Source organism: Pollutimonas thiosulfatoxidans, from assembly GCF_004022565.1.
Taxonomy (GTDB): Bacteria; Pseudomonadota; Gammaproteobacteria; order Burkholderiales; family Burkholderiaceae_B; genus Pusillimonas_D; species Pusillimonas_D thiosulfatoxidans.
Window position 1 is genome coordinate 130007 of sequence record NZ_CP022987.1, and the last position, 22883, is coordinate 152889.

At 60.2% G+C, this 22883-nt stretch carries 22 protein-coding genes, 1 tRNA gene and 1 pseudogene; 15 read left to right on the forward strand and 9 right to left on the reverse strand.

Features of this window, described 5'->3' with window-relative positions; translation table 11 throughout:
• Positions 1-7: 7 nt before the first annotated feature.
• From ispE to serA, 9 genes are all read left to right on the forward strand, one after another.
• The gene (ispE, locus tag CKA81_RS00585) at positions 8-916 is read left to right on the forward strand and encodes a 4-(cytidine 5'-diphospho)-2-C-methyl-D-erythritol kinase (protein ID WP_128353555.1); all 909 of its coding nucleotides are present in this window, start codon (positions 8-10) and stop codon (positions 914-916) included.
• Between the two features lie 2 nt (positions 917-918).
• Positions 919-995: transfer RNA gene (locus CKA81_RS00590), tRNA-Gln, on the forward strand.
• 110 nt (positions 996-1105) lie between these two features.
• The gene (locus tag CKA81_RS00595; protein WP_164878309.1) at positions 1106-2056 is read left to right on the forward strand and encodes a ribose-phosphate pyrophosphokinase; all 951 of its coding nucleotides are present in this window, start codon (positions 1106-1108) and stop codon (positions 2054-2056) included.
• A 104-nt stretch (positions 2057-2160) separates the two neighbouring features.
• Positions 2161-2784: a 50S ribosomal protein L25/general stress protein Ctc gene (locus CKA81_RS00600; protein WP_128353556.1), complete on the forward strand. Its 624-nt coding sequence runs from the start codon at positions 2161-2163 to the stop codon at positions 2782-2784.
• 74 nt (positions 2785-2858) lie between these two features.
• Positions 2859-3458 (forward strand): aminoacyl-tRNA hydrolase, encoded by a 600-nt coding sequence (pth, locus tag CKA81_RS00605; protein ID WP_128353557.1) that lies wholly within the window; start codon positions 2859-2861, stop codon positions 3456-3458.
• A complete protein-coding gene (locus tag CKA81_RS00610; RefSeq protein WP_128353558.1) occupies positions 3451-4239 on the forward strand; it encodes a CPBP family glutamic-type intramembrane protease in 789 nt (262 codons plus the stop codon). The genes pth and CKA81_RS00610 overlap by 8 nt, the downstream gene beginning before the upstream one ends.
• Positions 4240-4329: 90 nt before the next feature.
• Positions 4330-5421 carry a redox-regulated ATPase YchF gene (ychF, locus tag CKA81_RS00615; protein ID WP_128353559.1) on the forward strand — a complete coding sequence of 364 codons (1092 nt, stop codon included), beginning with the start codon at positions 4330-4332 and terminating at the stop codon, positions 5419-5421.
• A gap of 17 nt (positions 5422-5438) precedes the next feature.
• Positions 5439-7067 (forward strand): gamma-glutamyltransferase family protein, encoded by a 1629-nt coding sequence (locus tag CKA81_RS00620; protein ID WP_128353560.1) that lies wholly within the window; start codon positions 5439-5441, stop codon positions 7065-7067.
• 94 nt (positions 7068-7161) lie between these two features.
• Entirely contained in the window at positions 7162-8367 is a 1206-nt protein-coding gene (serA, locus tag CKA81_RS00625) for a phosphoglycerate dehydrogenase (protein ID WP_128353561.1), read from the forward strand.
• On the opposite strand, the gene CKA81_RS00630 is transcribed toward serA, so the two are convergent.
• The 3 genes from CKA81_RS00630 to CKA81_RS00640 are packed head-to-tail and all read right to left on the reverse strand — an operon-like array spanning position 8336 to position 10362.
• The gene (locus CKA81_RS00630; protein WP_128353562.1) at positions 8336-8752 is read right to left on the reverse strand and encodes an RrF2 family transcriptional regulator; all 417 of its coding nucleotides are present in this window, start codon (positions 8750-8752) and stop codon (positions 8336-8338) included. The two genes, serA and CKA81_RS00630, sit on opposite strands and share 32 nt — an antisense overlap.
• 13 nt (positions 8753-8765) lie before the next feature.
• Positions 8766-9965 (reverse strand): NnrS family protein, encoded by a 1200-nt coding sequence (locus CKA81_RS00635; protein WP_128353563.1) that lies wholly within the window; start codon positions 9963-9965, stop codon positions 8766-8768.
• Positions 9958-10362 (reverse strand): group III truncated hemoglobin, encoded by a 405-nt coding sequence (locus CKA81_RS00640; protein WP_128353564.1) that lies wholly within the window; start codon positions 10360-10362, stop codon positions 9958-9960. The genes CKA81_RS00635 and CKA81_RS00640 overlap by 8 nt, the downstream gene beginning before the upstream one ends.
• 237 nt (positions 10363-10599) lie before the next feature.
• Here CKA81_RS00640 and CKA81_RS00645 point away from each other — a divergent pair, with 237 nt between their 5' ends.
• Both CKA81_RS00645 and CKA81_RS00650 read left to right on the forward strand, forming a co-directional pair.
• The gene (locus tag CKA81_RS00645) at positions 10600-11628 is read left to right on the forward strand and encodes a glycosyltransferase family 2 protein (RefSeq protein WP_128353565.1); all 1029 of its coding nucleotides are present in this window, start codon (positions 10600-10602) and stop codon (positions 11626-11628) included.
• A 13-nt stretch (positions 11629-11641) separates the two neighbouring features.
• Positions 11642-13282: a glycosyltransferase family 39 protein gene (locus CKA81_RS00650; protein WP_128353566.1), complete on the forward strand. Its 1641-nt coding sequence runs from the start codon at positions 11642-11644 to the stop codon at positions 13280-13282.
• Here the strand turns inward: CKA81_RS00650 and CKA81_RS00655 are convergent.
• Positions 13242-13631, reverse strand: a complete 390-nt coding sequence (locus CKA81_RS00655; protein WP_128353567.1) for a GtrA family protein — start codon at positions 13629-13631, stop codon at positions 13242-13244. The two genes, CKA81_RS00650 and CKA81_RS00655, sit on opposite strands and share 41 nt — an antisense overlap.
• A gap of 25 nt (positions 13632-13656) precedes the next feature.
• On the opposite strand from CKA81_RS00655, the gene CKA81_RS00660 reads away from it, so the two are divergent.
• From CKA81_RS00660 to CKA81_RS00670, 3 genes and pseudogenes are all read left to right on the forward strand, one after another.
• Positions 13657-14460 (forward strand): ChbG/HpnK family deacetylase, encoded by an 804-nt coding sequence (locus CKA81_RS00660; protein WP_128353568.1) that lies wholly within the window; start codon positions 13657-13659, stop codon positions 14458-14460.
• Positions 14461-14554: 94 nt separating this feature from the next.
• A pseudogene (locus tag CKA81_RS00665) lies at positions 14555-14895 on the forward strand (TIGR01244 family sulfur transferase).
• Positions 14896-14985: 90 nt separating this feature from the next.
• A complete protein-coding gene (locus CKA81_RS00670; protein ID WP_128353569.1) occupies positions 14986-15447 on the forward strand; it encodes a universal stress protein in 462 nt (153 codons plus the stop codon).
• Here CKA81_RS00670 and CKA81_RS00675 read toward each other — a convergent pair.
• Genes CKA81_RS00675 through CKA81_RS00695 form a run of 5 tightly spaced genes read right to left on the reverse strand, consistent with a single transcriptional unit; the run spans position 15444 to position 21597 of the window.
• Positions 15444-15650: a formate dehydrogenase subunit delta gene (locus CKA81_RS00675; protein WP_237183397.1), complete on the reverse strand. Its 207-nt coding sequence runs from the start codon at positions 15648-15650 to the stop codon at positions 15444-15446. The two genes, CKA81_RS00670 and CKA81_RS00675, sit on opposite strands and share 4 nt — an antisense overlap.
• The gene (fdhD, locus tag CKA81_RS00680; RefSeq protein ID WP_128353571.1) at positions 15634-16563 is read right to left on the reverse strand and encodes a formate dehydrogenase accessory sulfurtransferase FdhD; all 930 of its coding nucleotides are present in this window, start codon (positions 16561-16563) and stop codon (positions 15634-15636) included. The genes CKA81_RS00675 and fdhD overlap by 17 nt, the downstream gene beginning before the upstream one ends.
• Positions 16564-16572: 9 nt before the next feature.
• Complete coding sequence (gene fdhF / locus CKA81_RS00685; protein WP_128353572.1) at positions 16573-19515, reverse strand: formate dehydrogenase subunit alpha; 2943 nt, start codon at positions 19513-19515, stop codon at positions 16573-16575.
• Between the two features lie 10 nt (positions 19516-19525).
• Positions 19526-21094: a formate dehydrogenase beta subunit gene (locus CKA81_RS00690; protein WP_128353573.1), complete on the reverse strand. Its 1569-nt coding sequence runs from the start codon at positions 21092-21094 to the stop codon at positions 19526-19528.
• A 2-nt stretch (positions 21095-21096) separates the two neighbouring features.
• Entirely contained in the window at positions 21097-21597 is a 501-nt protein-coding gene (locus CKA81_RS00695; protein ID WP_128353574.1) for a formate dehydrogenase subunit gamma, read from the reverse strand.
• A 156-nt stretch (positions 21598-21753) separates the two neighbouring features.
• Between CKA81_RS00695 and CKA81_RS00700 the strand changes: the two genes are divergently transcribed.
• Positions 21754-22866, forward strand: coding sequence for a substrate-binding domain-containing protein (locus tag CKA81_RS00700; RefSeq protein WP_128353575.1), 1113 nt, complete (start codon positions 21754-21756; stop codon positions 22864-22866).
• Positions 22867-22883 lie beyond the last annotated feature (17 nt).

Sequence of the window (22883 nt, forward strand, 5' to 3'; positions counted from 1 at the left end):
GCGGCTCATGGCGGCTTTATACGATGTGCCCGCGCCGGCCAAGATCAATCTCTTTCTGCATGTGACCGGTCGCCGTGCCGACGGCTATCACTTGCTGGAAACCGTCTTTCGCTTCATCGATCTCAGCGATACCTTGCATTTCGATGCGCGCAGCGATGGCCGGATCGTGCGTGAAGGCTGCGCTGTGGAGGGCTTGTCGCCCGAGGACGACCTGGTGGTGCGAGCGGCGCATGCCCTGCAGGCTGCGACCGGAACCCGCCAGGGGTGTCAGGTGCGATACCAAAAAAACATTCCGTCGGGCGCCGGCTTGGGGGGCGGCTCCAGCGATGCTGCCAGCACGCTGATTGCGCTTAACCGGCTATGGAAGACCGGTCTGAATCGCCAGCAACTAATGGCGCTGGCCTTGCCCCTGGGAGCGGATGTGCCGGTGTTTGTCCATGGCCAGCCCGCCTTCGCCACCGGCATAGGCGAGGTCCTGACGCCGGTGCAACTGCCCGAGCGCAGCTACCTTGTGGTGCAACCGCCGCAAAACGTAGCGACTGCCCGTGTATTTGCCGATAGCGATTTGACAAGAAACTCTGCTTCGCTCAAAATAGCGGTCTTTGCTGATTGGCAAAAAATCAACGCACCAGATTTATTTGGACGCAATGATTTGGAACCGGTCGTTTTTGCCAGATACCCACGCGTTGCCGCCCTTTACCAATGGCTGACACAGCAGGGTCTTACAGCAAGAATGAGTGGCTCGGGGTCGTGTTTTTTTGTCGAGTTTGTAACGATGAAACAGGCCCAGATGTGCCAACAGCAAATTATCGGTAAAATACCGAGTCGCGAAAGCGAAGCCGTAGCAGTAGTACAGCAAACCTGGGCTTGCCAAGGTCTGATGGACCACCCGCTACGGGACTGGATTAGCAGTTGAATTGGGGAATCGCCAAGCTGGTTAAGGCACTGGATTTTGATTCCAGCATGCGAAGGTTCGAATCCTTCTTCCCCAGCCACTTTTTCAAGCCCTAGGGCTTGTCGTTAACGTCAAGCTGTTGAGTCGGCCCCATACGGCGGTGCTGGTCAACAGCTTTGTTGTTTAACGCAACGCAATCAACCTTCCGCCATGGCACACGACAGATTCATGATTTTTACCGGCACAGCTAACACACGGTTAGCGGTCGATGTCGCAAATCACCTTGATATGTCGTTGGGGAAAATGACTGTCGGCCGCTTTTCAGACGGCGAGGTCATGGTTGAGATCAACGAAAACGTCCGTGGTAAAGATGTTTTCGTGCTGCAGCCCACGTGCGCGCCGACCAACGACAACCTGATGGAAATCATGGTAATGGTCGATGCCCTGCGCCGTGCTTCAGCCGGCAAGATCACCGCTGCCATCCCGTATTTCGGCTACGCCCGCCAAGACCGTCGCCCGCGCTCGGCGCGAGTGTCCATCTCGGCCAAGGTTGTTGCCAACATGCTGCAGGTCGTGGGCGTTGACCGCGTCATGACCATGGATCTGCATGCCGACCAGATACAAGGTTTCTTCGACATACCCGTCGACAATATTTATGCAGGTCCTATTTTGCTGGGCGACATCTGGCGCCGCAACTACCAGGATCTGGTCGTGGTTTCACCCGACATCGGTGGTGTGGTCCGCGCCCGTGCGCTGGCCAAGCAGCTCGAGGCCGACCTTGCCATTATCGACAAGCGTCGTCCACGCGCCAATGTGTCCGAAGTCATGAACATTATTGGCGAAGTCGACGGCCGCACCTGCATCATCATGGACGACATGGTCGACACCGCCGGTACGCTGTGCAAGGCTGCGCAGGCGCTTAAAGAACGTGGCGCCATCATGGTGTATGCCTATTGCACGCACCCGGTATTGTCGGGCAGTGCAGTGCAGCGCATTGCCGAGTCCGAGCTCGACGAATTGGTTGTGACCGACACCATTCCCTTGTCGGACGAGGCCCGCGATTGCCCCAAGATTCGCCAGCTATCGTGTGCCTCGCTATTGGGCGAGACCATATTACGTATATCAAACGCCGAATCAGTCAGTTCACTGTTCGTCGATTAAGCATGTTGCTGTCCGCTGGTCGCGGCGGGCAGCAGTCATTCGCAGCACACTGGTGCTGCGATTACCCACAAGGCTGTAACGGCCTTTAGTATTTGGAGTTATCCATGAAATTCAACGCCACTTCGCGTAGCGATAAGGGTACGAGTGCGAGCCGCCGCCTGCGCCACGCTGGCCGTGTCCCGGGCATCGTCTACGGCGGCAATGCCGATCCCGTCAGCATCGAGCTCGACCACAACGAAATCTTCCACGCCCTGCGCAAAGAAGAGTTCCACGCCTCCATCCTCGATATCCAACTGGATGGCAAGGCAGGCGGTCAGGTTCTGCTGCGTGCCGTGCAATGGCACCCGTACAAGCAGCAAGTGCAGCACGTGGACTTTCAGCGCATCGATGCTTCGCATTCGATCACCACGAAGGTTCCCCTGCACTTCATCAACGGCGAGACCTCTCCTGCCGTCAAGCTTAGCGGCCAGATCATCAGCCACGTCGTAACCGAGCTTGAAGTCACTTGCCTGCCTGCCAACCTGCCTCAGTTCATCCAGGTCGACCTGGCCATGCTGGTGGGCGGCGCCAACGTCTACTTGTCGGATGTCACCATGCCCAAGGGCGTGGTTCACACCTTCAAGGGCCCGGAAAACGAGCTCGTGCTGGCCGCTGCGCTTAGCAAGCCGGGTGCCGATGTCGCTGACGCTGCTGCAGCCGACGGCGAAGCCGAAACGCCTGCCGAATAAGCAAGCGCCTTATCCGGCACAACCCCTGCCCGCCTCGCGCCGGCAGGGGTTTTTCTTGTGTAGACTTTGCGACTATGACTCCACCTGCAATTCGCCTCATTATCGGCCTGGGCAATCCAGGTCCCCAATACGAAACCACGCGGCATAACGCCGGGTTCTGGCTGGCCGATCATTTGGCCGACGACCTGAAGGCGGGCTTTTCGCTGGACAAGGCGTTTTCTGCCTGGGTAGCCAAGGGCCGGTTCGATGGCGAAGCGATCATCGTGGCCAAGCCCAGCACGTTCATGAACCGCTCGGGGCAGGCGGCCGGCGCGCTGATGCGTTTTTATAAGCTCCTGCCCGAACAAGTACTGGTCCTGCATGACGAGCTCGATCTCATGCCGGGGCAGGTCAAGCTGAAGCAAGGTGGCGGGCACGCCGGCCATAACGGCTTACGCGACATACAGGCCGCGTTTTCCAGTCCGGATTTCTGGCGCTTGCGCATCGGCATAGGCCATCCACGTACGTTGGGGCTGGCTCAGGACGTGGCCGCCTTCGTGCTGAATTCCCCGCGCAAGGACGAACTCGATGGGATAGTGCAGGTCATCGACCGATGCAGGGCGGTGGCGCCCGCCTTGTTGCGCGGCGAGTTTCAACAAGCCACCAGCCAGTTGCACGAGGCCAATCGTGCTTGAAGCCGGCAGCGGCCGGTCGCCGGCTGTTGGCCGGCTGCGTTTTCGGGACGAGCTGCGCGACTTCTTCTCTTTTGTCAGGCGTCCCCGGCTGGCTCCCAGGTTACCCGGCCGGCGCGCTGGCGATGGATGGTGGGAGGATTGGTTTCCGACCGTCTCGGTAGGCCGCCTGCTGAAGTGGGCGCTATTCCTGTGGGCCATCAACCTGGTGTTCCTGGGGCCCATCGCCGTCGCCGCCGCCGGAGCCGGCGGGGCGACCCACCGGCTGAATATTCACAATATTCCGTGGCTGCATGCCTTGTTGTGGGCGCCGGTGGTCGAAGAGCTGGTGTTCCGCTATGCCTTGCGTCGGCCTGCACCGGCATGGTGGCTGGTGCCCGGCGCAGTCGCTGCCATGTTGATGGGAGCCAAGTGGCCGGGTATTTTGCTGGTTACCGGCATTCTGTTGCTGTGCTGGCTGCCTTACTTACTGAACATGCCGTTTGCGCGTCGTGACTTGCCCTGGCGTGTGCGCAAGGCTTATCGGCGCGGTTTTCCATGGGTATTCCACCTGACTTCGGTGGCTTTCGCCGCGGTGCACTTGTACAACTTCAATTTGCATCAGACGCCGCTTTGGTTGCTGCCCTTGCTGGTATTGCCGCAATGGCTGACGGGGCTGGTTCTGGGATGGCACCGCGTGAGGCTGGGCATAGGCGCCTCGATACTGCTGCATGGCATCTTTAACGGTGGGCCTTTGCTGGTTGTGTGGCTGGTATTGCGCATGGCGCCCGAACTGGCGGTCTAGGATCGGGCGGCCGCCGGCGCCGGACCGGCACGCCGACAAACACTACAATAGTCTCTTTCCCGCTTTACTTCTTTATCTTTCAGGACACTCATGGCTTTGCAATGTGGCATTGTTGGTTTACCCAACGTCGGAAAATCAACCCTATTCAATGCGTTGACCAAGGCTGGCATTGCCGCCGAGAACTACCCCTTCTGCACCATCGAGCCCAATGTGGGCGTCGTTGAGGTGCCCGACAGCCGCTTGTCGGCACTGGCCGACATCGTCAAGCCCGAGCGTGTGCTGCCTGCGGTGGTCGAGTTTGTCGATATCGCGGGACTGGTGGCGGGAGCATCCAAAGGGGAAGGCCTGGGTAATCAGTTCCTGGCGAACATCCGCGAGACCGATGCCATCGTCCATGTGGTGCGTTGCTTCGAAGACGAGAACGTCGTCCACGTGGCCGGGCGCATTGATCCGATTTCCGACATCGAGGTCATCAATACCGAGCTGGCCCTAGCCGACCTGGCCACGGCCGAGAAAGCCTTGCAGCGCAACCAGAAGACGGCGCGTGCCGGCGACAAGGAAGCCATCAAGCTGGTGGCGCTGCTGGAAAAAATCATCCCTGTGCTGAACGAGGCGCGGCCCATCCGGTCGCTGGGACTGGATGAAGACGAAACGGCGCTGATCAAGCAGTTCTGTTTCATTACCGCCAAGCGCTGCATGTATGTGGCCAACGTGAAAGAAGACGGCTTCGAAGGCAATCCGCATTTGCAGGCCGTACAGAAATACGCAGAAGCCGAGAATGCACCCGTCGTGGCGGTGTGCGCGGCGGTCGAGGCCGAGATCGGCGAGCTGGACGACGAAGACCGTAACGTTTTCCTGGCCGATCTGGGCATGGACGAGCCGGGTTTGAACCGCGTGATCCGCGCCGCTTATAGCTTGTTGGGCTTGCAAACCTACTTTACAGCAGGCGTGAAGGAAGTGCGCGCCTGGACGATCGAGATAGGCGACACCGCGCCGCAGGCCGCTGGCGTAATACATACCGACTTCGAGCGTGGCTTCATACGTGCCCAGACAATAGCCTTTGAAGATTTCGTCGCCTGCAAGGGCGAGCAAGGCGCGAAAGAAGCCGGCAAGATGCGCGCCGAAGGGAAAGAGTACGTGGTCAAGGATGGCGATGTGCTTAACTTCCTGTTCAATGTTTGATTAGGTAGCTGTTCATCATGAAAGAATTCGACTGGATCAACCCTTATCCGTCCGTGCGCATTCCGCTGTTTGCCCGCAACGTGGTCTCGACCTCGCACCCGCTGGCGGCCCAGGCCGGCTTGCGCATGATGCTCAAGGGCGGCAACGCCGTCGACGCCGCCATCGCCGGCGCGGTGGCCATCACGCTGGTCGAGCCGGTGTCCTGCGGCATAGGCGGCGACTGCTTCGCCATTTTGTGGGACGGCAAGAAGCTGCACGGGTTGAATTCTTCCGGCACCGCGCCAGCAAACTGGAACGTGGACTACTTCAAGCGCAAGTACGGCACGGATGCGGCTGGCCTGGCCAAGCAGCCCAAGCGAGGCTGGGATACCGTCACTGTGCCCGGTGTGGTCGCCGGCTGGGCGGCGTTGCACAAGAAGTTCGGCAAACTCCCGTTTGAAGACTTGTTCGAGCCCGCGCTCGAAATCGCCGAGCGTGGCTTTGTCGTGCCGCCGGTCGTGGCGGCCAAGTGGGCCAAGGCTGCCGAAGAACTGCATGATCAGCCGGGCTTTGCGCAGGGATTCATGCCGGGTGGGCGTGCCCCCAAGGTCGGCGAGAATTTCCGTCATCCGGGCGCCGTGCGCACCTTGCAGCGCATTGCCAAATCATACGGACGCGACTTCTACGAAGGCGAACTGGCTGAACAAATTGCGGCTTACAGTCGCGAAAATGGCGCGGCGCTCAGCCTGGACGACCTGCGCAATTATCAGCCCGAATGGGTCGAGCCCATCTCCAAGAACTATCATGGCTACACCGTCAGCGAGATCCCCCCTAACGGGCAGGGCATAGCCGCTTTAATTGCCTTGGGCATCGTGGAGCGCTTCAATCTGCGCAATATGCCGGTCGACTCCGTGCAGTCGCAGCACATTCAGATCGAAGCCATGAAGCTGGCCTTCGCCGATCTGTACCGCTATGTGTCCGATCCTGGCAGCATGACAGTGACGCCCGAGCAAATGCTGGACGACAGCTATCTGGATAGCCGCGCGCGCCTCATAAGCCTGGACAAGGCCATGCATCACGAAGCCGGTCGCCCACATGCTGGCGGCACGATCTACCTGACCGCGGCCGACGAGAACGGCATGATGGTGTCTTTCATACAATCGAACTACATGGGTTTCGGATCAGGCGTGGTTGTGCCCGACACGGCGATCAGCCTGCAGAATCGGGGCGTGGGCTTTTCGATGGATCCGCAATCGCCCAATGTGGTGGAAGGCGGCAAGCGTCCTTTCCACACCATTATTCCAGGCTTTCTCAGCCGCGACGGCAAGCCAGTAATGAGCTTTGGCGTCATGGGGGGCGACATGCAGCCGCAAGGCCATATGCAAACGCTTATCCGCATGATCGATTACGACCAGCAACCGCAAGCGGCATGCTGCGCGCCGCGCTGGAAGGTCAACCGCGACTTCACGCTGGATGTCGAGTCCAGCATGAACCCCGACGTCATACGCGGGTTGGAAGCCCTGGGCCATCGCCTGAAGGCCGTCGACGATCCCTATATGGATTTCGGCGCGGGCCAGTTCATCTGGCGTTTGTCCGAATCCGATGGCGATCATGGTTATGTGGCGGCCAGCGACGGCCGGCGCGACGGTCAGGCGGTAGGCTTCTAAGCCTGCACAAAGCCCTTTACGCCCAGGGGGCACCTGCCGTTGAACGGACCAAATCGTCCACAATAGATCTTTAACATTGTCTGCCGGGATATTCATGACTCGTATTGTTTTATTCGAAAACATCCACCCTAGCGCCAAGGAAGTATTTACCTCGGCCGGCCTCACAGATGTCGTCACCCATGCGTCTTCCCTGCCTCCCGATGCATTGCGTGATGCATTGGCTGGCGCCGAGCTGGTCGGCATCCGTTCGCGTACCCATCTGGATGCCACCGTGTTGGCGGGTGCTCCTGACCTGCGGGCCATCGGCTGCTTTTGCATAGGCACCAATCAGGTCGACCTGGAAGCCGCCATGCTGCGCGGGGTGCCGGTATTCAATGCGCCGTTTTCGAACACCCGCTCCGTTGCTGAAATGGTATTGGGCGAAGCTATTTTGCTGTTGCGCCGCATCCCCGAAAAGAACGATCGCGTTCATCAAGGGCACTGGGACAAGACCGCCGACGGCGCCTTCGAGGCACGCGGCAAGACGCTGGGCATTATCGGCTACGGCAATATTGGTTCACAGGTAGGTACGCTGGCCGAAGCCGCCGGCATGCGCGTTATTTTTCATGACGTGGAAGCCAAGCTGCCGCTGGGCAATGCCCGCGCCTGCTCATCCTTGAAGAAGCTGCTAAGCCAGGCCGACATCGTTACCTTGCATGTGCCGGGCGGCAATGCCACGCGCAACATCATGGATGCCACAACCATAGGTTCCATGAAGCGGGGTGCCATCCTTATCAACGCCTCGCGCGGCACCGTCGTCGACATCGACGCCCTGCACGCCGCCTTGAAGTCAGGTCATTTGTCGGGTGCGGCGCTGGATGTCTTCCCCTCCGAGCCGAAAAGCGTCGACGAGCCCTTGATCAGCCCGCTTATCGGTATGCGCAATGTCATCCTGACCCCGCATATCGGGGGCAGCACGCAAGAATCGCAAGAGAACATAGGGCGCGAAGTCGCCGAGAAACTGCTGCGCTTCATGCTTAGCGGCACCACCAAGGGTGCGGTCAATTTTCCGGAAATTCCGTATCAGGAAACCGCCGGCGTTGCGCGTATTTTGCATGTGCACCGCAACCTGCCTGGCGCCATGGGTACGCTTAGCAATCTAATGGCAGAGCACGGATTGAATATCGTCAGCCAGCAATTGCAGACACGAGGCCAGATCGGCTATGTGATTTCCGATGTCGAAGGCAAAGTCGATGACACCGTGCTGTCTGTGCTGCGGGCGCACCCCATCACAGTACGCTGCGATATGGTTGCGGAATGATATCGGCTAGCGTGTAGCGATCCAGATGCTGCATGAACTGCTGCAGCGCGCCCTGCAGGATGCCCGTCAGCCCGCAAGTGCCGCTTAGCGTGCAGCTGTTGCCGGTAACGAAGCATTCGACCAGGGCCAGGTCGTTTTCCATGTCACGCACGACCGCGCCCAGGTTGATTTCTTGTGGCGGATGCGCCAGCCGCATGCCGCCATGCTTGCCCCTGATGGTTTCTATCCAGCCTTTCTGAGCCAGCCTATGGGTGATCTTCATGAGGTGCGGCTCGGAAATCGCGTAGACACCCGCAATCTCATTGATGGTGCAGAGGCGGTCAGGGTGCTGTCCAACGTACATCAGCAGACGCATGGCATAGTCGGTCATGGCGGTCAGTCGCATGGCGCTTGCCCGCCTATTTGGCCCGAGGCCGTATCAGCAGCGGCACAAATCGCCACAGGTACAAGGCCATGCAGCCCATCCAGCACACTGCGGCGGCTTGCAGCAGCGTCAGGCTGGCGCCAGAGGGCCACAAGGCTGCCAGCCGCAGTACGACGGCGGCGATCATCAGCCAATAGCAAAGCAGCATGCTGCCATCGAGGACGAGAGGGCGCCCCAGATGGCCCAGCGCGGTACGCGTGACCATGCCGATGATCAGGACGGCGAAGCCTCCCATGCCAATAATGTGCACATGTGCGGCGGACCGCTGCAAGACGCCGGTACCCAGACCGGCGATATGCATTCCGGCGGCGATCAGGCCGACGCCCATGGCGGCATAGCCGATGTACAGAATCCATAGCAATGGCTTATGGCGCACAGCCAGCGGCTGCCAACGTATGGTTTGCCACAGGGCGATAAGGCCGGTGGCCGCCAGGGCCGCAGCCATAGGGGCGGCCCATTGCACAGCCCCCAGCAAGATGGCCAGCACGCTTAGTGCCAGTTGTACTTGCCCGCTGCGGGTCTGCATGGGTATGGTCAGGCCGGGCACCATGCGCATCGAGAAGAAAGGAATAACCCGCCGTGCAATCAGCAGTGCAATGACTGCCATGCAGATCAAGCCCAGATTGAAGCGCTGCATCAGCAGGATGTAGTCGCCGGCCAAGGCCGCCCGCAGGAACAGCACGTCGGTCAGGCCCAGGCCCAGCACCAGCACGGGTACGCCGTAGTTGCGGCGGCTGTTGCCCTTGAGCATGACACGCAGCAGGCAAACGGCGCTGATCAGAAAAAATGCCGCCACGCTGGCGCAGGCAATATGAAAGCCGGTTTCGCCGCCAAACAGCAGGCCCAGTCGAGCCACCACCCATAAGACGCACAGCCCGGCCAGGCCGGCCCCCTTGAGCGGATTGAAGCCGGTCCAGGTGGCGCTTGCGGTCAGCAGAAACCCGACGGCGATTGTTGCGATGAAGCCCCACAGCATTTCGTGTGCATGCCACGCCACGCCTCCCAGCGGTTGTCCCAGCCACTGAGGTGCGAAGATCCAGAGGGCAATCGCGATCAGCGCCCAGGCGCAGCCGGCGATGTAGAGGGGGCGGAATCCCAAGCTGAGGAAGGCCTGCAGATCAGGCGCCGCGCCGGCGGCAGTTTGCGGCGTGCGGGCTTGGGTAAGGTCAGTCATGGGCCAGCTCGGTGGGCAGGCGTTCGGGTTCGTTATTGATCTGGTAGCCGAACCACAGGCTGCGCGCGATGCGTTCAGCGAAGTCCTGGGCGCGCTCGGCGAACTCGGGATTTGAAAACTGCTGGGTGGTCTCGCGAAACAGCGACAGCCATTGGTGGAACATGTCGGCCGTCAGGCCCGGTAGGGCCACGTGCTTGGGCATGGGTGTACCGGTATACGTGCCGCTGCCGCGAAGCAGCGACGACCAGAATCGGCACATGATGGCCAGATGCTTATCCCAGTCTTGTATTTGGGCGTCGAACACGGGCGCCAGCATGGCGTCGGCGCGCACACGGCCATAAAACCCATGAACCAGGGCGGTGATGTCTTCTTCGGTGCAAAAGTCGGGTCTAGCCATGTGGGAGGTCCTGCGGGCGGGCGGAGCTGTTGAAGCCTTGCGGCCATAAGATGTATATGGAAGGTATCTTATAAATTTTTTTGTAGGCCGTCAACAACGCCTTGTTTCAAACTGACGTAAAGCTACACAAACTTACACTTATCGGCTAACATTCGGGCATGTCACCCACTGTTAACGCTGTGCGCGTGCCGTAGACGATCACAAGAACTTCCAATTACTTCCGTAACGCCTATTGCCATGCGACAGCCAGCAACGCTGACTTGCGTCATTCCGTGCCTTAACGAGCGCGCCAATCTCGACGTGCTGCTGCCCGCATTGCTCGCCGTGCTGAAGCCGCTTGCCCGCAAGTTTGAAATCATCGTGGTTGACGACGGCAGCACCGACGGCACGCCAGACAGCATGCACGATTGGGTGCAGCGTCATCCCCGCATCTTGTATTTGCAGCTTAGCCGCAACTTCGGCAAAGAGGCGGCGCTTACGGCTGGGCTGGAGGCCGCGCGCGGAGAAGTCGTCATTTGCATGGACGCCGATCTGCAACATCCTCCCGCGCTCATACCGAAAATGCTGGACCGTTGGCGTGCTGGGATCGAAATGGTCTATGCCGTGCGTGCGACGCGCGAAGACGAAGCCACCTTCAAACGCTGGGGCACCCGTTTGTTTTACAAGCTCATGCGCACATCGGACGGCCTGATAGTGCCCGAAAATGCCGGTGACTTCCGCTTGATGGATCGTGCCGTGGTAGATGCCTTGCTGATGCTCCCTGAGCGCAACCGCTACATGAAAGGCTTGTTCGCGTGGGTGGGTTTTAAGGCCGAGCCCATGGCGTATTGGCCGCCGCCGCGCTTGCACGGTTCAAGCTGCTTCAAGCCTTTCAAGCTATTTCGCTTTGCCATCGATGGGCTGACGGCCTTTACAACCTGGCCCTTGCGCATGCTCAGCTTGTTCGGCATTTTGCTGTCGCTGCTGTCTTTTTCCTACGGTGCATTCATTGTCGGGCGTTACATGCTGTTTGGCGATCCGGTGCAGGGTTGGGTCACGCTGATGACTGTGGTCCTCTTCTTTGCTGGCGTGCAGCTTATTTCCGTGGGCGTGGTGGGCGAGTACATCTCCCGGGTCTTCGACGAGGTCAAACGGCGTCCCGTATACCTGGTGCGTCAGCGACAAGGGCAGGGCATGACGGCTCGCACCCGGGCAGCAGCAGCGCCGCAGCAAGAACCGGGCATACCATCCGTGCTGCTATCCGAGCTTCCCGAAGAAGTCAGTTGATTCGCAACTTTCTATGCAACACTCCTCCGAAGCAAGCTCGATAGAGTCGGCGTGCATCGCGCCACTACCCAAGCCGCGTCTGGCAACGACGCTGACCAATGTCCTGGATGTGCAGTCCACATGGCTGGTAGCGGCAGTCAGCTTGCTATGGCTTTCGGCGACTACCGGCCTGTATCCCTTGTTATTGCCCGACGAAGGCCGCTATGTCGGCATAGCCTGGCATATGCTCAGTACGGGTCAGTATGCCGTGCCCATGCTGGACGGCCTTCCGTTCTTTCACAAGCCCCCGCTGTTTTACTGGCTGACCGCACTGTCCCTGTCAGTGTTTGGCGTCAACGAATGGGCGGCGCGCCTGGTTTCGGTGGGCGGCGCAGTCCTTACGATTACGGTGTTGTTCTGGTTTCTTAAAAACTATGTGAATACGCGGATCGCACTGCTGGCTGCCCTCATCCTGATGAGTTCGCCCTTGCTGTTCGGCGCGTCTCATTACGCCAATATGGACATGACGGTGGGTGGCTTGGTTACCGCTACCATCGTAGCCTTGGCGGTTGCCGCTCTTGGTTACGAGCAACATGGACAGTACCGGACGGCTTTGCTGACGGCATACGCTGTTGCCGCTGCCGCCTTCCTCACCAAAGGCCTCATTGGTATTGTCATCCCCGGTGGTGTGATTTTTTTCTGGCTGCTTTGGCGGCGCCGCTACGACACGATGCGCCGCTTGCTGTGGCTGCCGGGCATTGCTATCTTTCTGTTGTTGGCGCTGCCATGGATGTACGCCATGCAGCAGCGCTACGGAGGCTTCTTCGACTATTTCATCGTCAATCAGCATCTTCAGCGATTTACCGGGAAGAGTTTCAATAACGCCCAAGCAGTCTGGTTCTATGCGCCCGTGCTGCTGGGGTTGATGCTGCCCTGGTCGCTGAAGCTGTGGCGCCTGGCCGACAGGGCATATTGGCGCAATCTCCAACACCAACGCATACGCAGTCTCATGCTGATCTGGTTGCTGTTCGTGCTGGTGTTTTTCTCGCTGCCCAATTCCAAGTTGGTCGGTTATATCTTGCCGGCCATCGCGCCTTTCGCCTACTTTGTCGCCGAGGCCTGGGCGCCCCGGTTGGCAGGCACCAGCGGGGCACGCTCTTTACGCATGCTGGGCAGCTTTCTGGCCATATCGCTGTCTATCTGCATTGCAGCGGCGATGGTGATGGTGGCCTGGCCGCAACCGGGCACCAAAGCGCTGGCACTGAATCTGAAATCCTACTATGGGCCCTCCGACAAAATCGTCATGCTTGAGCGGTATCGCTATGACTTGCCGTTTTATCTTGGTGCGGGCAAGTCCATTTTTGTGGTGTCGGACTGGGACGATCCCGAATTGCAGAGTACCGACAACTGGCGGCGAGAGCTTTACGATGCCGGAAGGTTTGATCCCGTTGCCGCCGCAAATCTGCTGATCAACAAGCAGGGGCTACTGCGCAAACTGTGCAATGACCGCGTCGTTGACCTATGGCTGATGGGGCAACACGATAGCCCCACCCGCTATCCCTACTTGCAAGGTTGGGTGCCCGATCTGCAAGACGGGAAACTGCGTGTATGGCATGTGCCGGCTGGCGCCCCACTTACGTTTTGCGCCGAAATGCCCAAAGACGTCCAAGAATAAAGGTCATACCTGCAATGGCAATTAAAATCAGGGCCAGCAACAGGTCGTAAGGAAGGTCGGTAGCATGCAGCAACCAGGCGTATGACAGTTCGTTTACGCCAAAACCCAGGGCCGAGACGGCAAAGAAGCGGCGCGCCGCTAGCCCCATGGGGGCGTGCTGATGCCGGAAGGTGAGGCGGAAGTGGCCGGCAAACGAAACGCCAAAAGCTACCAGCCATCCGGCGATGTTGGCTATCAGCGGCGGTAATCCGCCCAGCGAGACCGCCAAGACCACCACCAACCAGTGTGTCGCGGCGGCAGCGCTGCCCACTGCAATAAAGCAAGCCAATTGGCGTACCAGTTTCTGCATTGTTGTTGTTTTCCGGAGTAGGCGTGTGGCCGAAGCAGGTAAAAAGCAGATCGTGATCTGCGCGGACGATTTTGGCATGAATCCTGCCGTGGATGCGGGTATCTTGCATCTGGCCAAGCTTGGGCGGCTAAATGCCACCAGTTGCCTGGTGGAAGGCCCCAGCTTTGCTGCGGGTGCCCAGGCGCTGACGCAATCCGGCCTGCAGCTTGGCCTGCACTTGAACTTCACCGAATCGCTGCAGCAGGCGGGGCTCTATTTGCCGGTGTCGTCCTTGATCATGCATGCCTGGCTGCGTCGCCTGGATGCTCAGGCGGTAGCGCGGCAGATCGCCAGGCAATTGGACGCTTTCGAGTCGCTGCTTGGCCGCGCGCCCGACTTCATAGATGGGCATCAGCATATCCATCAGTTCCCTCAAATACGCAGCGCCTTGCTGGACCAAGTGCAACGACGCTATGCAAAAAACCCACCGTGGCTGCGGTGTACGCAGGCGGCCGCCATGCCGGGCATGTCCTGGTCTTTGCAACTGAAGGCCTGGACCATAGAGGCGCTGGGTGCGCGTCAGTTTGCGCGAGCGGCACAGCGCCGTGGTTTGCCGCTGAACCGACGGTTTCTTGGCGTGTATGACTTTCAGGGTGGACAGCCGGTTTATGCCGCGCTGCTACAGCAGTGGTTCAAGCACGCGCGCGATGGGGATGTGATCATGTGTCATCCGGCCGCCGATGCTTATCCGACTGATGGGCTTGGTCCGCAACGGGTGGCCGAGTTCCAGGTGCTGCAAAGTGCGGTGGTTGGCGAATGGATGCAGCAGTACGGCGTGGTGCTAAGTTAAGCGCAAGGGGCGGGCATCAGGGCTTGCGCGCTGCCGGTGCCGGACATACTATCGATTCCAAGCTGATTCACAAGCACAAAACCAGGAGTCCGATATGTCCCTACCATTCAATGCGCTGACCGATAATTTCGCGGTGGCGCCTCAGTTGTCCCCCAGGATATGCAAGCCGTCGCCGATGCGGGCTTCAAAAGCGTCATCATCAATCGACCGGATCTGGAAGGTGGTCCTGACCAGCCCAGCTCTACTGACGTCATGGCTGCGGCGCAGGATGCCGGGCTGCAGGCTGTTTATCAGCCCGTCGTCAGCGGTGCGATGACGCAAGAGGATGTGCAGCGGTTTAGCGAACTGCTGCAGACCTTGCCTCAGCCCGTGCTGGCTTATTGCCGTACGGGCACGCGTTGCACGCATTTGTTCCAGGCAGCGGGCACTTCTTGATCCAGATCAAAACCAGTGTATTCACCAGCTATGTTTTGCAGGGTGCACAGGTTATGCTGATGGGCATTCGATACTCATGGGGGCTATATCATGTTTAAAAAAATACTTATACCAACTGATGGTTCCGCATTGTCGGCGCAGGCCGCCAACAAGGGCGTATGTTTTGCCCGCGAGATCGGTGCCGAGATCGTAGCGCTGTACGTCACCCAGCCATTTGCGGCTACGGTGGGCTTCGACGGCATGGCGGCAGCTTATGCCATTACTGACGAAGACTACGACAAGACGGCACAAGAGCAAGCGCAAAAATACCTTAAGTCCGTGCTCGATCGCGCCGCCACCGCCGGTGTGCCAGCGCGCGGCAGGGCGGTATCCAATTTCAATGTGGCCGATGGCCTGGTGCAAGCCGCCGAAGAAGAAGGCTGCGACCTTATCTTCATTGGCAGTCACGGCCGCAGCGGTCTGTCACGTTTGCTGCTGGGCAGCGTCACCATCAAGGTGCTCAGCCTGGCCAGAACCGCAGTGCTCGTTTATCGGGTGAAAGAAGCCACTTAAACAGCAGCGTTCCTCGGGGCGGGTGTCAAACGTTCCTTGTTCTGCATAATGGCTATGCGGGCGACTTCGCTAAGTGCGACGTCGCCTGATTTTCCATCGGGATGCTGGTCCAGGAACGCCAGGATCGCAATACGCATGCGCGGCTCCCAGAACTTCTGGATGTGGTTGGCAATGCCTTCCAGCCCCTCAGCGCGGTCGGGCATGGCCTCGAAAAAATAGCCGATGCGGTTGGCAAGCTTGATGAGGTGGTCGATGTTTTTCAAACAAGGCTCCCGGCGCCCCCAGAAATTCGGGGTGGCTGTAAATGGTAAAGAATTGCTCGCGTGCGAAGCCGGCAAGCATCACATTCAGTTCGTCGGCAAGGTCCGCTGCATAGCTCGTGGGCGCCGACACCGCCACGACGGCAGATATGCCGGCTGCAGCAGCCTTCTGCACCATTTCAAAACTGGCCCGGCTTGAAATCACTGCAATGCCAGGGGCCGGGTCGATAGTCTGGCGCAGCAAATGTCCTATCAGTTTGTCCAGCGCATTGTGGCGGCCGACATCCTCACGCACATGCTGTATGGCGCCCGAGGCGTCGGCCCAGCCGGCGGCATGGGTGGCGCCGCTGGCCAGGTGCATAGGTTGACGTGCGCGCAGCTGTTCAACCGCTGTCGCGATGGCATCTGTAGAAAACGCCGCGGGCCTAGGCGTCAGGGGGCCAAGTTCGCGCCGCACCTCGTCCAGGCTCTCTATGCCGCATAAGCCGCAGCCGGTGCGTCCGGCCAGGCTGCGTCGGCGCAGCTTCAATTCGTGCAGGCAGGCGCTGGCTATGGTTAGCGCTAGTGTGATGCCTTGCGGGCTGGTCACGACATCAGCGTCATAGATATCGCCGGCCTTGCGGATAATGCCTTCCGTAAAGGAAAAGCCATAGGCCAAATCCAGCAGGTCGGCGGGCGTGGCCAGTAAGGTCGCGTGGCTGATGCCATTGAACTGCAGCGCAACCGGCACTTCTTCCGCCAGGGTGTCGGTCTGGGCATAGCCCCGCGTAGCGCGGCCGCTGCGCCACACCGACCGGGTGCACAGGCCGGGTAGGACGGCATCGTTGTCGGAGCGCTGGGGCCTGTTAGGCGTCATGGCTTGGTCTCAATCTTGCGATGCCGCTACCACTGGCTGCGGGGTAGGCGCTGTCTGCGGAACCGATGCCGGTGTAGGGTCGGCTGCCAGGCCGTCCTGCTGGCCTTGGCGTTGCGCCAGCAAACCCAGCTGGATGTCGCTGAAGCGCGACCACCGCGCCTGCCACTGAGAGGGTTCCGTCACCAGCCTGGCCTGTACGGCTGTGACCTTGTACTCGGGGCAGTCCGTCGCCCAGTCGGTGCTGTCGGTGGTGACCACGTTGGCGCCGGACTCGGGGAAGTGGAAGGTGGTGTACAGCACGCCGGGCTGCACTCGCTCGGTGACGTCGGCGCGCAAGACGGTTTCTCCGGCACGGCTGGCTACCGCCACCATGTCGCCGTGCCGGATGCCGCGGTCTTCGGCGTCTTGAGGATGAATCTCCAGCAGGTCTTCGCTGTGCCAAACCACATTGGGCGTGCGGCGGGTTTGCGCCCCGACGTTGTACTGGGACAGAATGCGACCGGTGGTCAGCAGCAGCGGATACTTGCGTGTGCTGCGCTCTTCGCTGGGCACATATTTGGTGATCATGAAGCGGCCCTTGCCGCGCACGAACTCGTCCACGTGCATGGTGGGCGTGCCATCGGGCGCCTGCTCGTTGCATGGCCACTGCACGCTGCCGCCCAGTTCGTCGATCTTGTCGAAAGACACCCCCGCGAAGGTGGGCGTCAGCCGTGCGATCTCGTCCATGATCTGGGACGGATGGCTGTAGTTCATGGGATAGCCCAGGGCATTGGACAGGGCACAGGTGGCCTCCCAGTCGGCCTTGCCGGCCTTGGGCTCCATTACCTTGCGCACCCGCGACACGCGCCGTTCTGCGTTGGTGAAGGTGCCATCTTTTTCCAGGAAGGACGAGCCTGGCAAGAACACGTGAGCGTATTTGGCCGTTTCGTTCAGGAAAATGTCTTGCACGATGATGCACTCCATAGCCGCCAGCGCCTGGGCCACGTGTTGCGTGTTCGGGTCCGACTGCACGATGTCTTCGCCCTGGCAATAAAGGCCCTTGAACGAGCCGCTGATGGCGGCGTCAAACATATTGGGAATACGCAGGCCGGGCTCGGGCTGCAGCGTAACGCCCCAGTCCTGTTCGAATTGCTGTCGTACCTTGTCGTCCGAGATGTGTCGGTAGCCTGGCAGCTCGTGCGGGAAAGAGCCCATATCGCAGGAGCCCTGGACGTTGTTCTGCCCGCGTAGCGGGTTGACGCCAACCCCCTCGCGGCCCAGGTTGCCGGTAGCCATGGCCAGGTTGGCGATGGCCATGACTGTGGTCGAGCCTTGGCTGTGTTCGGTAACGCCCAGGCCGTAATAAATAGAGCCGTTGCCCCCAGTGGCGAACAGGCGGGCGGCGCCGCGCAGTGCTGCCGCCGAAACGCCGGTTTCGGCTTCCATGGCCTCGGGGGAGTTTTCCGGCAGCGATACGAAGTCACGCCATTGTTCGAAGGCGACAGGCTCGCACCGTTCCGCCACAAAGGCCTCGTCGATCAGGCCTTCGGTGGCGATGACATGGGCCATGGAGGTAAGCAGTGCGGTGTTGGTGCCGGGCCGCACGGGCAGATGAAAGTCGGCCTTTACGTGGGGGCCATCAACCAATTCGATCTGGCGCGGGTCTATCACAATAAGCTTGGCGCCTTCACGCAGCCGCCGCTTCAGGCGGGAAGCAAACACGGGATGGGCAGCGCTGGGGTTTGCGCCCATCAAGATTACGACGTCGGTGAACATGACCGAGTCGAAGGTTTGCGTGCCGGCCGATTCGCCCAGCGTGGTCTTCAAGCCATAACCGGTGGGCGAGTGGCACACGCGAGCGCAGGTATCCACATTATTCGTGCCGAAGGCGGCGCGCACGAGCTTCTGGACAAGATAGGTTTCTTCGTTGGTGCAGCGCGAGGATGTAATGCCGCCGACCGAGTCGCGGCCATATTTGTTCTGGATGCGGCGCAGCTCGGATGCTGCATAAGCTATGGCCTCGTCCCAGCTGACTTCACGCCATGGTTGCGAGATGTCGCTGCGTATCATGGGCTTGAGCATGCGGTCCTGGTGCGTGGCGTAACCCCAGGCAAATCGCCCTTTCACACAAGAGTGGCCGCGGTTGGCCTGGCCGTCTTTCCAGGGCACCATGCGCACGACTTCCTGGCCTTTCATCTCGGCCTTGAAGGCGCAGCCTACGCCGCAATAGGCGCAGGTCGTGATCACGGAATGCTCGGCTTGCCCCATATCGATTACCGATTTCTCGATCAGCGAAGAAGTCGGACAAGCCTGCACACAGGCGCCGCAGGAAACGCAGTCGCTTTCCAAAAAACTATCGTTCTGGCCAGCCGTGATGCGCGACTCGAAGCCGCGGCCGTCGACCGTCAGCGCGAAGGTGCCTTGTACCTCGTCGCAAGCCCTTACACAGCGGCTGCAAACAATGCACTTGGAGGGGTCGTAGGCAAAATAGGGATTGGACTCGTCGATGGGTTCGGACAAGTGATTGGCGCCGTCCTGACCATAGCGCACATTGCGCAGGCCTACGACGCCGGCCATGTCCTGTAGCTCGCAATCGCCGTTGGCCGGGCAGGTCAGGCAGTCCAGTGGGTGGTCCGAAATATAGAGCTCCATTACACCGCGCCGCAGTTCGTGCAACTTGGGTGTTTCCGTCCAGATGACCATGCCTTCTTCTACTGGCGTGGTGCAGGACGCCGGATAGCCGCGTCGGCCTTCGATCTGTACCAGGCATAGGCGGCAGGATCCGAAGGCTTCCAGGGTGTCCGACGCACAAAGCTTGGGGATATTGATACCGGCTTGGGCGGCGGCGCGCATCACCGAAGTGCCTGACGGCACGGTCATTTCTGTTCCGTCTACCGTAACGCGCAGCATCTGGGTACTGGTGGAGGGCGGTGTGCCGAAATCGCGTTCGCGTTGAATGATGGTCTCTAGCATGTGGGTATCCTCAGGCGGCTGGCGCGTTGGCGGGCTGGATGGCGGGCAGGCCGAAGTCTTCCGGAAAGTGCTCCAGCGCCGACAGGACGGGGTAGGGCGTCATGCCGCCCAGTGCGCATAGCGATCCGGCCAGCATGGTGTCGCACAGATCGCGCAGCAGCATGACTTGTTGTTCGCGCTGCTGATTGTTGCGAATGTTATGTATGACCTCGGTGCCGCGTACGGCACCGATGCGACAGGGGGTGCATTTGCCGCAGGACTCCACCGCACAGAACTCCATGGCGTAGCCGGCCATCTTGGCCATGTCGACGCTGTCATCGAAGGCGACCAGGCCACCGTGGCCTATCATCGCCGAGATGGCCATATAAGCTTCGTAATCCAGCGGAACATCCCATTGTGACTCGGGCAAGTAAGCGCCCAGCGGCCCGCCCACCTGAACGGCGCGCAGCGGTCGGCCACTGGCGCTGCCGCCGCCGAAGTCATAAAGCAGTTCGCGCAGGGTCACCCCGAAGGCCTTCTCGACCAGGCCCCCTTGCTTGATATTGCCGGCCAGTTGAAAGGCCAGCGTGCCGGTGGATCGGCCCACACCATAGTCGCGATAGAAAGCCGCGCCGCGCGCCATAATAATCGGTACGGACGCCAGCGAGATCACGTTGTTAACGACTGTGGGACGGCCGAACAAGCCCTTGATGGCCGGCAGTGGAGGTTTGGCGCGCACCAGGCCGCGCTTGCCTTCCAGGCTTTCCAGCAAGGATGTTTCTTCGCCACATATGTAGGCGCCTGCACCGACGCGCACTTCCAGGTCGAAAGCGCGATCACTGCCAAGAATCTGGCTGCCCAGCCAGCCGGCGCTGCGGGCCGAGGCAATGGCTGCTTGCAGCGTCGCAATAGCGTAGGGGTATTCGGACCGCACATAGATATAACCGTAGGTGGCTTGAACCGCCAGGCCCGCAATGGCCATGCCTTCGATAAGCGTGTAGGGGTCTCCTTCCATCAGCATGCGATCAGAAAAAGTACCCGAGTCGCCTTCATCGGCATTGCAGACGATGTATTTTTGGTCGTCACCGGCTGCCAGGACGGTCTTCCACTTGACACCGGTGGGGAAAGCCGCGCCGCCGCGACCGCGCAAGCCCGATGCCGTGATTTGTTCAACGATGGCTTCGGGCGTCATGGCCAGGGCCTGTCGCAAGCCTTCCAGGCCGCCGTGCTCTTGATAGTCGGTCAGGGACAGGGGGTCGGTAATGCCGGTGCGTGCGAAGGTCAGCCGCTCTTGGTGCTTCAAATAGGGGATGTCTTCGGTCAAGCCATGAGCCAGGCGGTGCGCGCCACCTTGCAGCCAGCCGGCATCGAACAGGCCTGCCACATCGTCGGCCTCGACCGGGCCGTACGCGTATCGTCCCGCCGGCGTTTCCACTTCGACGAAGGTTTCCAGCCAGAGCAAGCCACGCGATCCGTTGCGGACCATTTCTACCTGTAGCCCGCGTGCCTCGGCTTCATGAGCGACCGCGCGGGCGACGGCGTCAGCCCCAACGGCAATGGCCGCGCTGTCGCGGGGGATGAAGATGCGCTGAGTGCCCATGCCTATACCCCTTCGGCTTGCAGCAGCCGATCGAGTTTGCCGGCCGTCATGCGGGCGTGTGGCTGTCCGTTGATCATCACGGCGGGCGATTGTGCACAAAGCCCCAGGCAGTAGACCGGCTCGAGCGTGATCGCGCCGTCGGCTGTCGTTGCATGGAAGCTGCAACCCAGGCGTTGTTGGGCATGATCGGCCAGCTTCTCGCCGCCCATCGCCTGGCAGGCCTCGGCCCGGCACACTTCCAGCAATACCGTGCCGGCCGGTGTACTGCGCAAGTGCGGATAAAAGCTGATGACGCCGTGGATTTCGGCGCGCGATAACTGCAGCCCCTCGGCCAGCACCGGGACGGCGCCGGCCGGTATACAACCCAGGGCGTGCTGCACGGCATGGAGTATGGGCAGCAGGTTGCCGGGCTGGTCGCGATATTGCTCGATGGCCTGGCATGCAACAGCACGCACGCTATCGTCCGATGGACGGAACTGGCTGGGGTCTGGGGGCGTATGCATGACGCTTCCTTTGGTGGGATCAGGACTATTCTGTCGCAAACATGCAATTGTCTGCATATATACTTGTTGTCAGTTTGAGCTAATCTACTCGGCCAGCGCGTATCATTCAATAGGAACTGTTCTGCATATATGCGCGGCGCCACCGCCAGAGAAGCCATGACATACAAATTCAAGGCCCGATTGAGTTCCGAGTGGGTACTGGAGAAACCGTCCGGTACGGTCCTGCCTCTTAGCGAAGTGTTGCGCGTGCTGGCAGCGGTCGATGCCACAGGTAATATCTCGGGCGCATCCCGCGCCTGCGGCATGTCGTATCGGCATGCCTGGGGCTTGTTGCGCCATGCAGAGAAAGAATTCGAGATGGCACTGATCGAGACCTCGCGACGGCAGGGCACCAAACTGACCAATTTCGGCCAACACCTTATCTGGGCCAACAGGCGGCTGGACGCGCGGCTCATGCCGACACTGGAAAGCATGGCCTCCGAGTTGCAGGAAGAACTCGAGCGGCTATACCCGGAAAGCCAGCCGCGCTTGCGCTTGCACGCCAGCCATGGTTTTGCGGTGGAAGGCCTGATGCAGTTGGCCAATGGCATGGATATGTCGCCGCTGGAGCTACGCTACCGAACTGCCATCGAAGCCCTGGCATCGCTGGATAGAGGCGAATGCGACCTGGCCGGCTTCCAGGTGCCGGTCGGCGAGTTCGAGCTGCCTATCCTGAAGCGCTACGGCGAGTGGCTGGATCCGACCCGACACAGATTGATCAATCTTGCCGTGCGCAATACCGGCATGTTCGTCAAGCGCGACAACCCCAAGCACATCACCTCCGTGGCCGACCTGGTCAATCAGGACGTGCGCTTCGTCAACCGGCAGATCGGCTCCAGTACGCGCTTCCTGGTCGGGCTGATGCTGGAACAGCTTAATATCGACACCAGCAGGGTGCAGGGATTCGACACCAGCGAGTTCACCCATATGGCGATTGCCGCCCACATTGCCAGCGGCATGGCCGATGTCGGCATCGGTGTCGAGACGGCGGCCTGGCGTTGTGGCCTGGCTTTCATACCGCTTGCCAAGGAACGCTATTTCCTGGCCGTGCATCGGGACAACCTGGACACCCCGCACATGAGGCGTTTGCTGGACTTGATGAACGGGGTAGAGTATCAAGGCTATGTATCGCAGTTGGTGGGTTACGACGCTACGTTGATGGGCCGCGTCGAAACCCTGGAAGAGGCATTCGGGCCAGATTTCGCCCGGGCGCTCCGAGCTGGACGCTGAAAGATTAAGATAAGGTC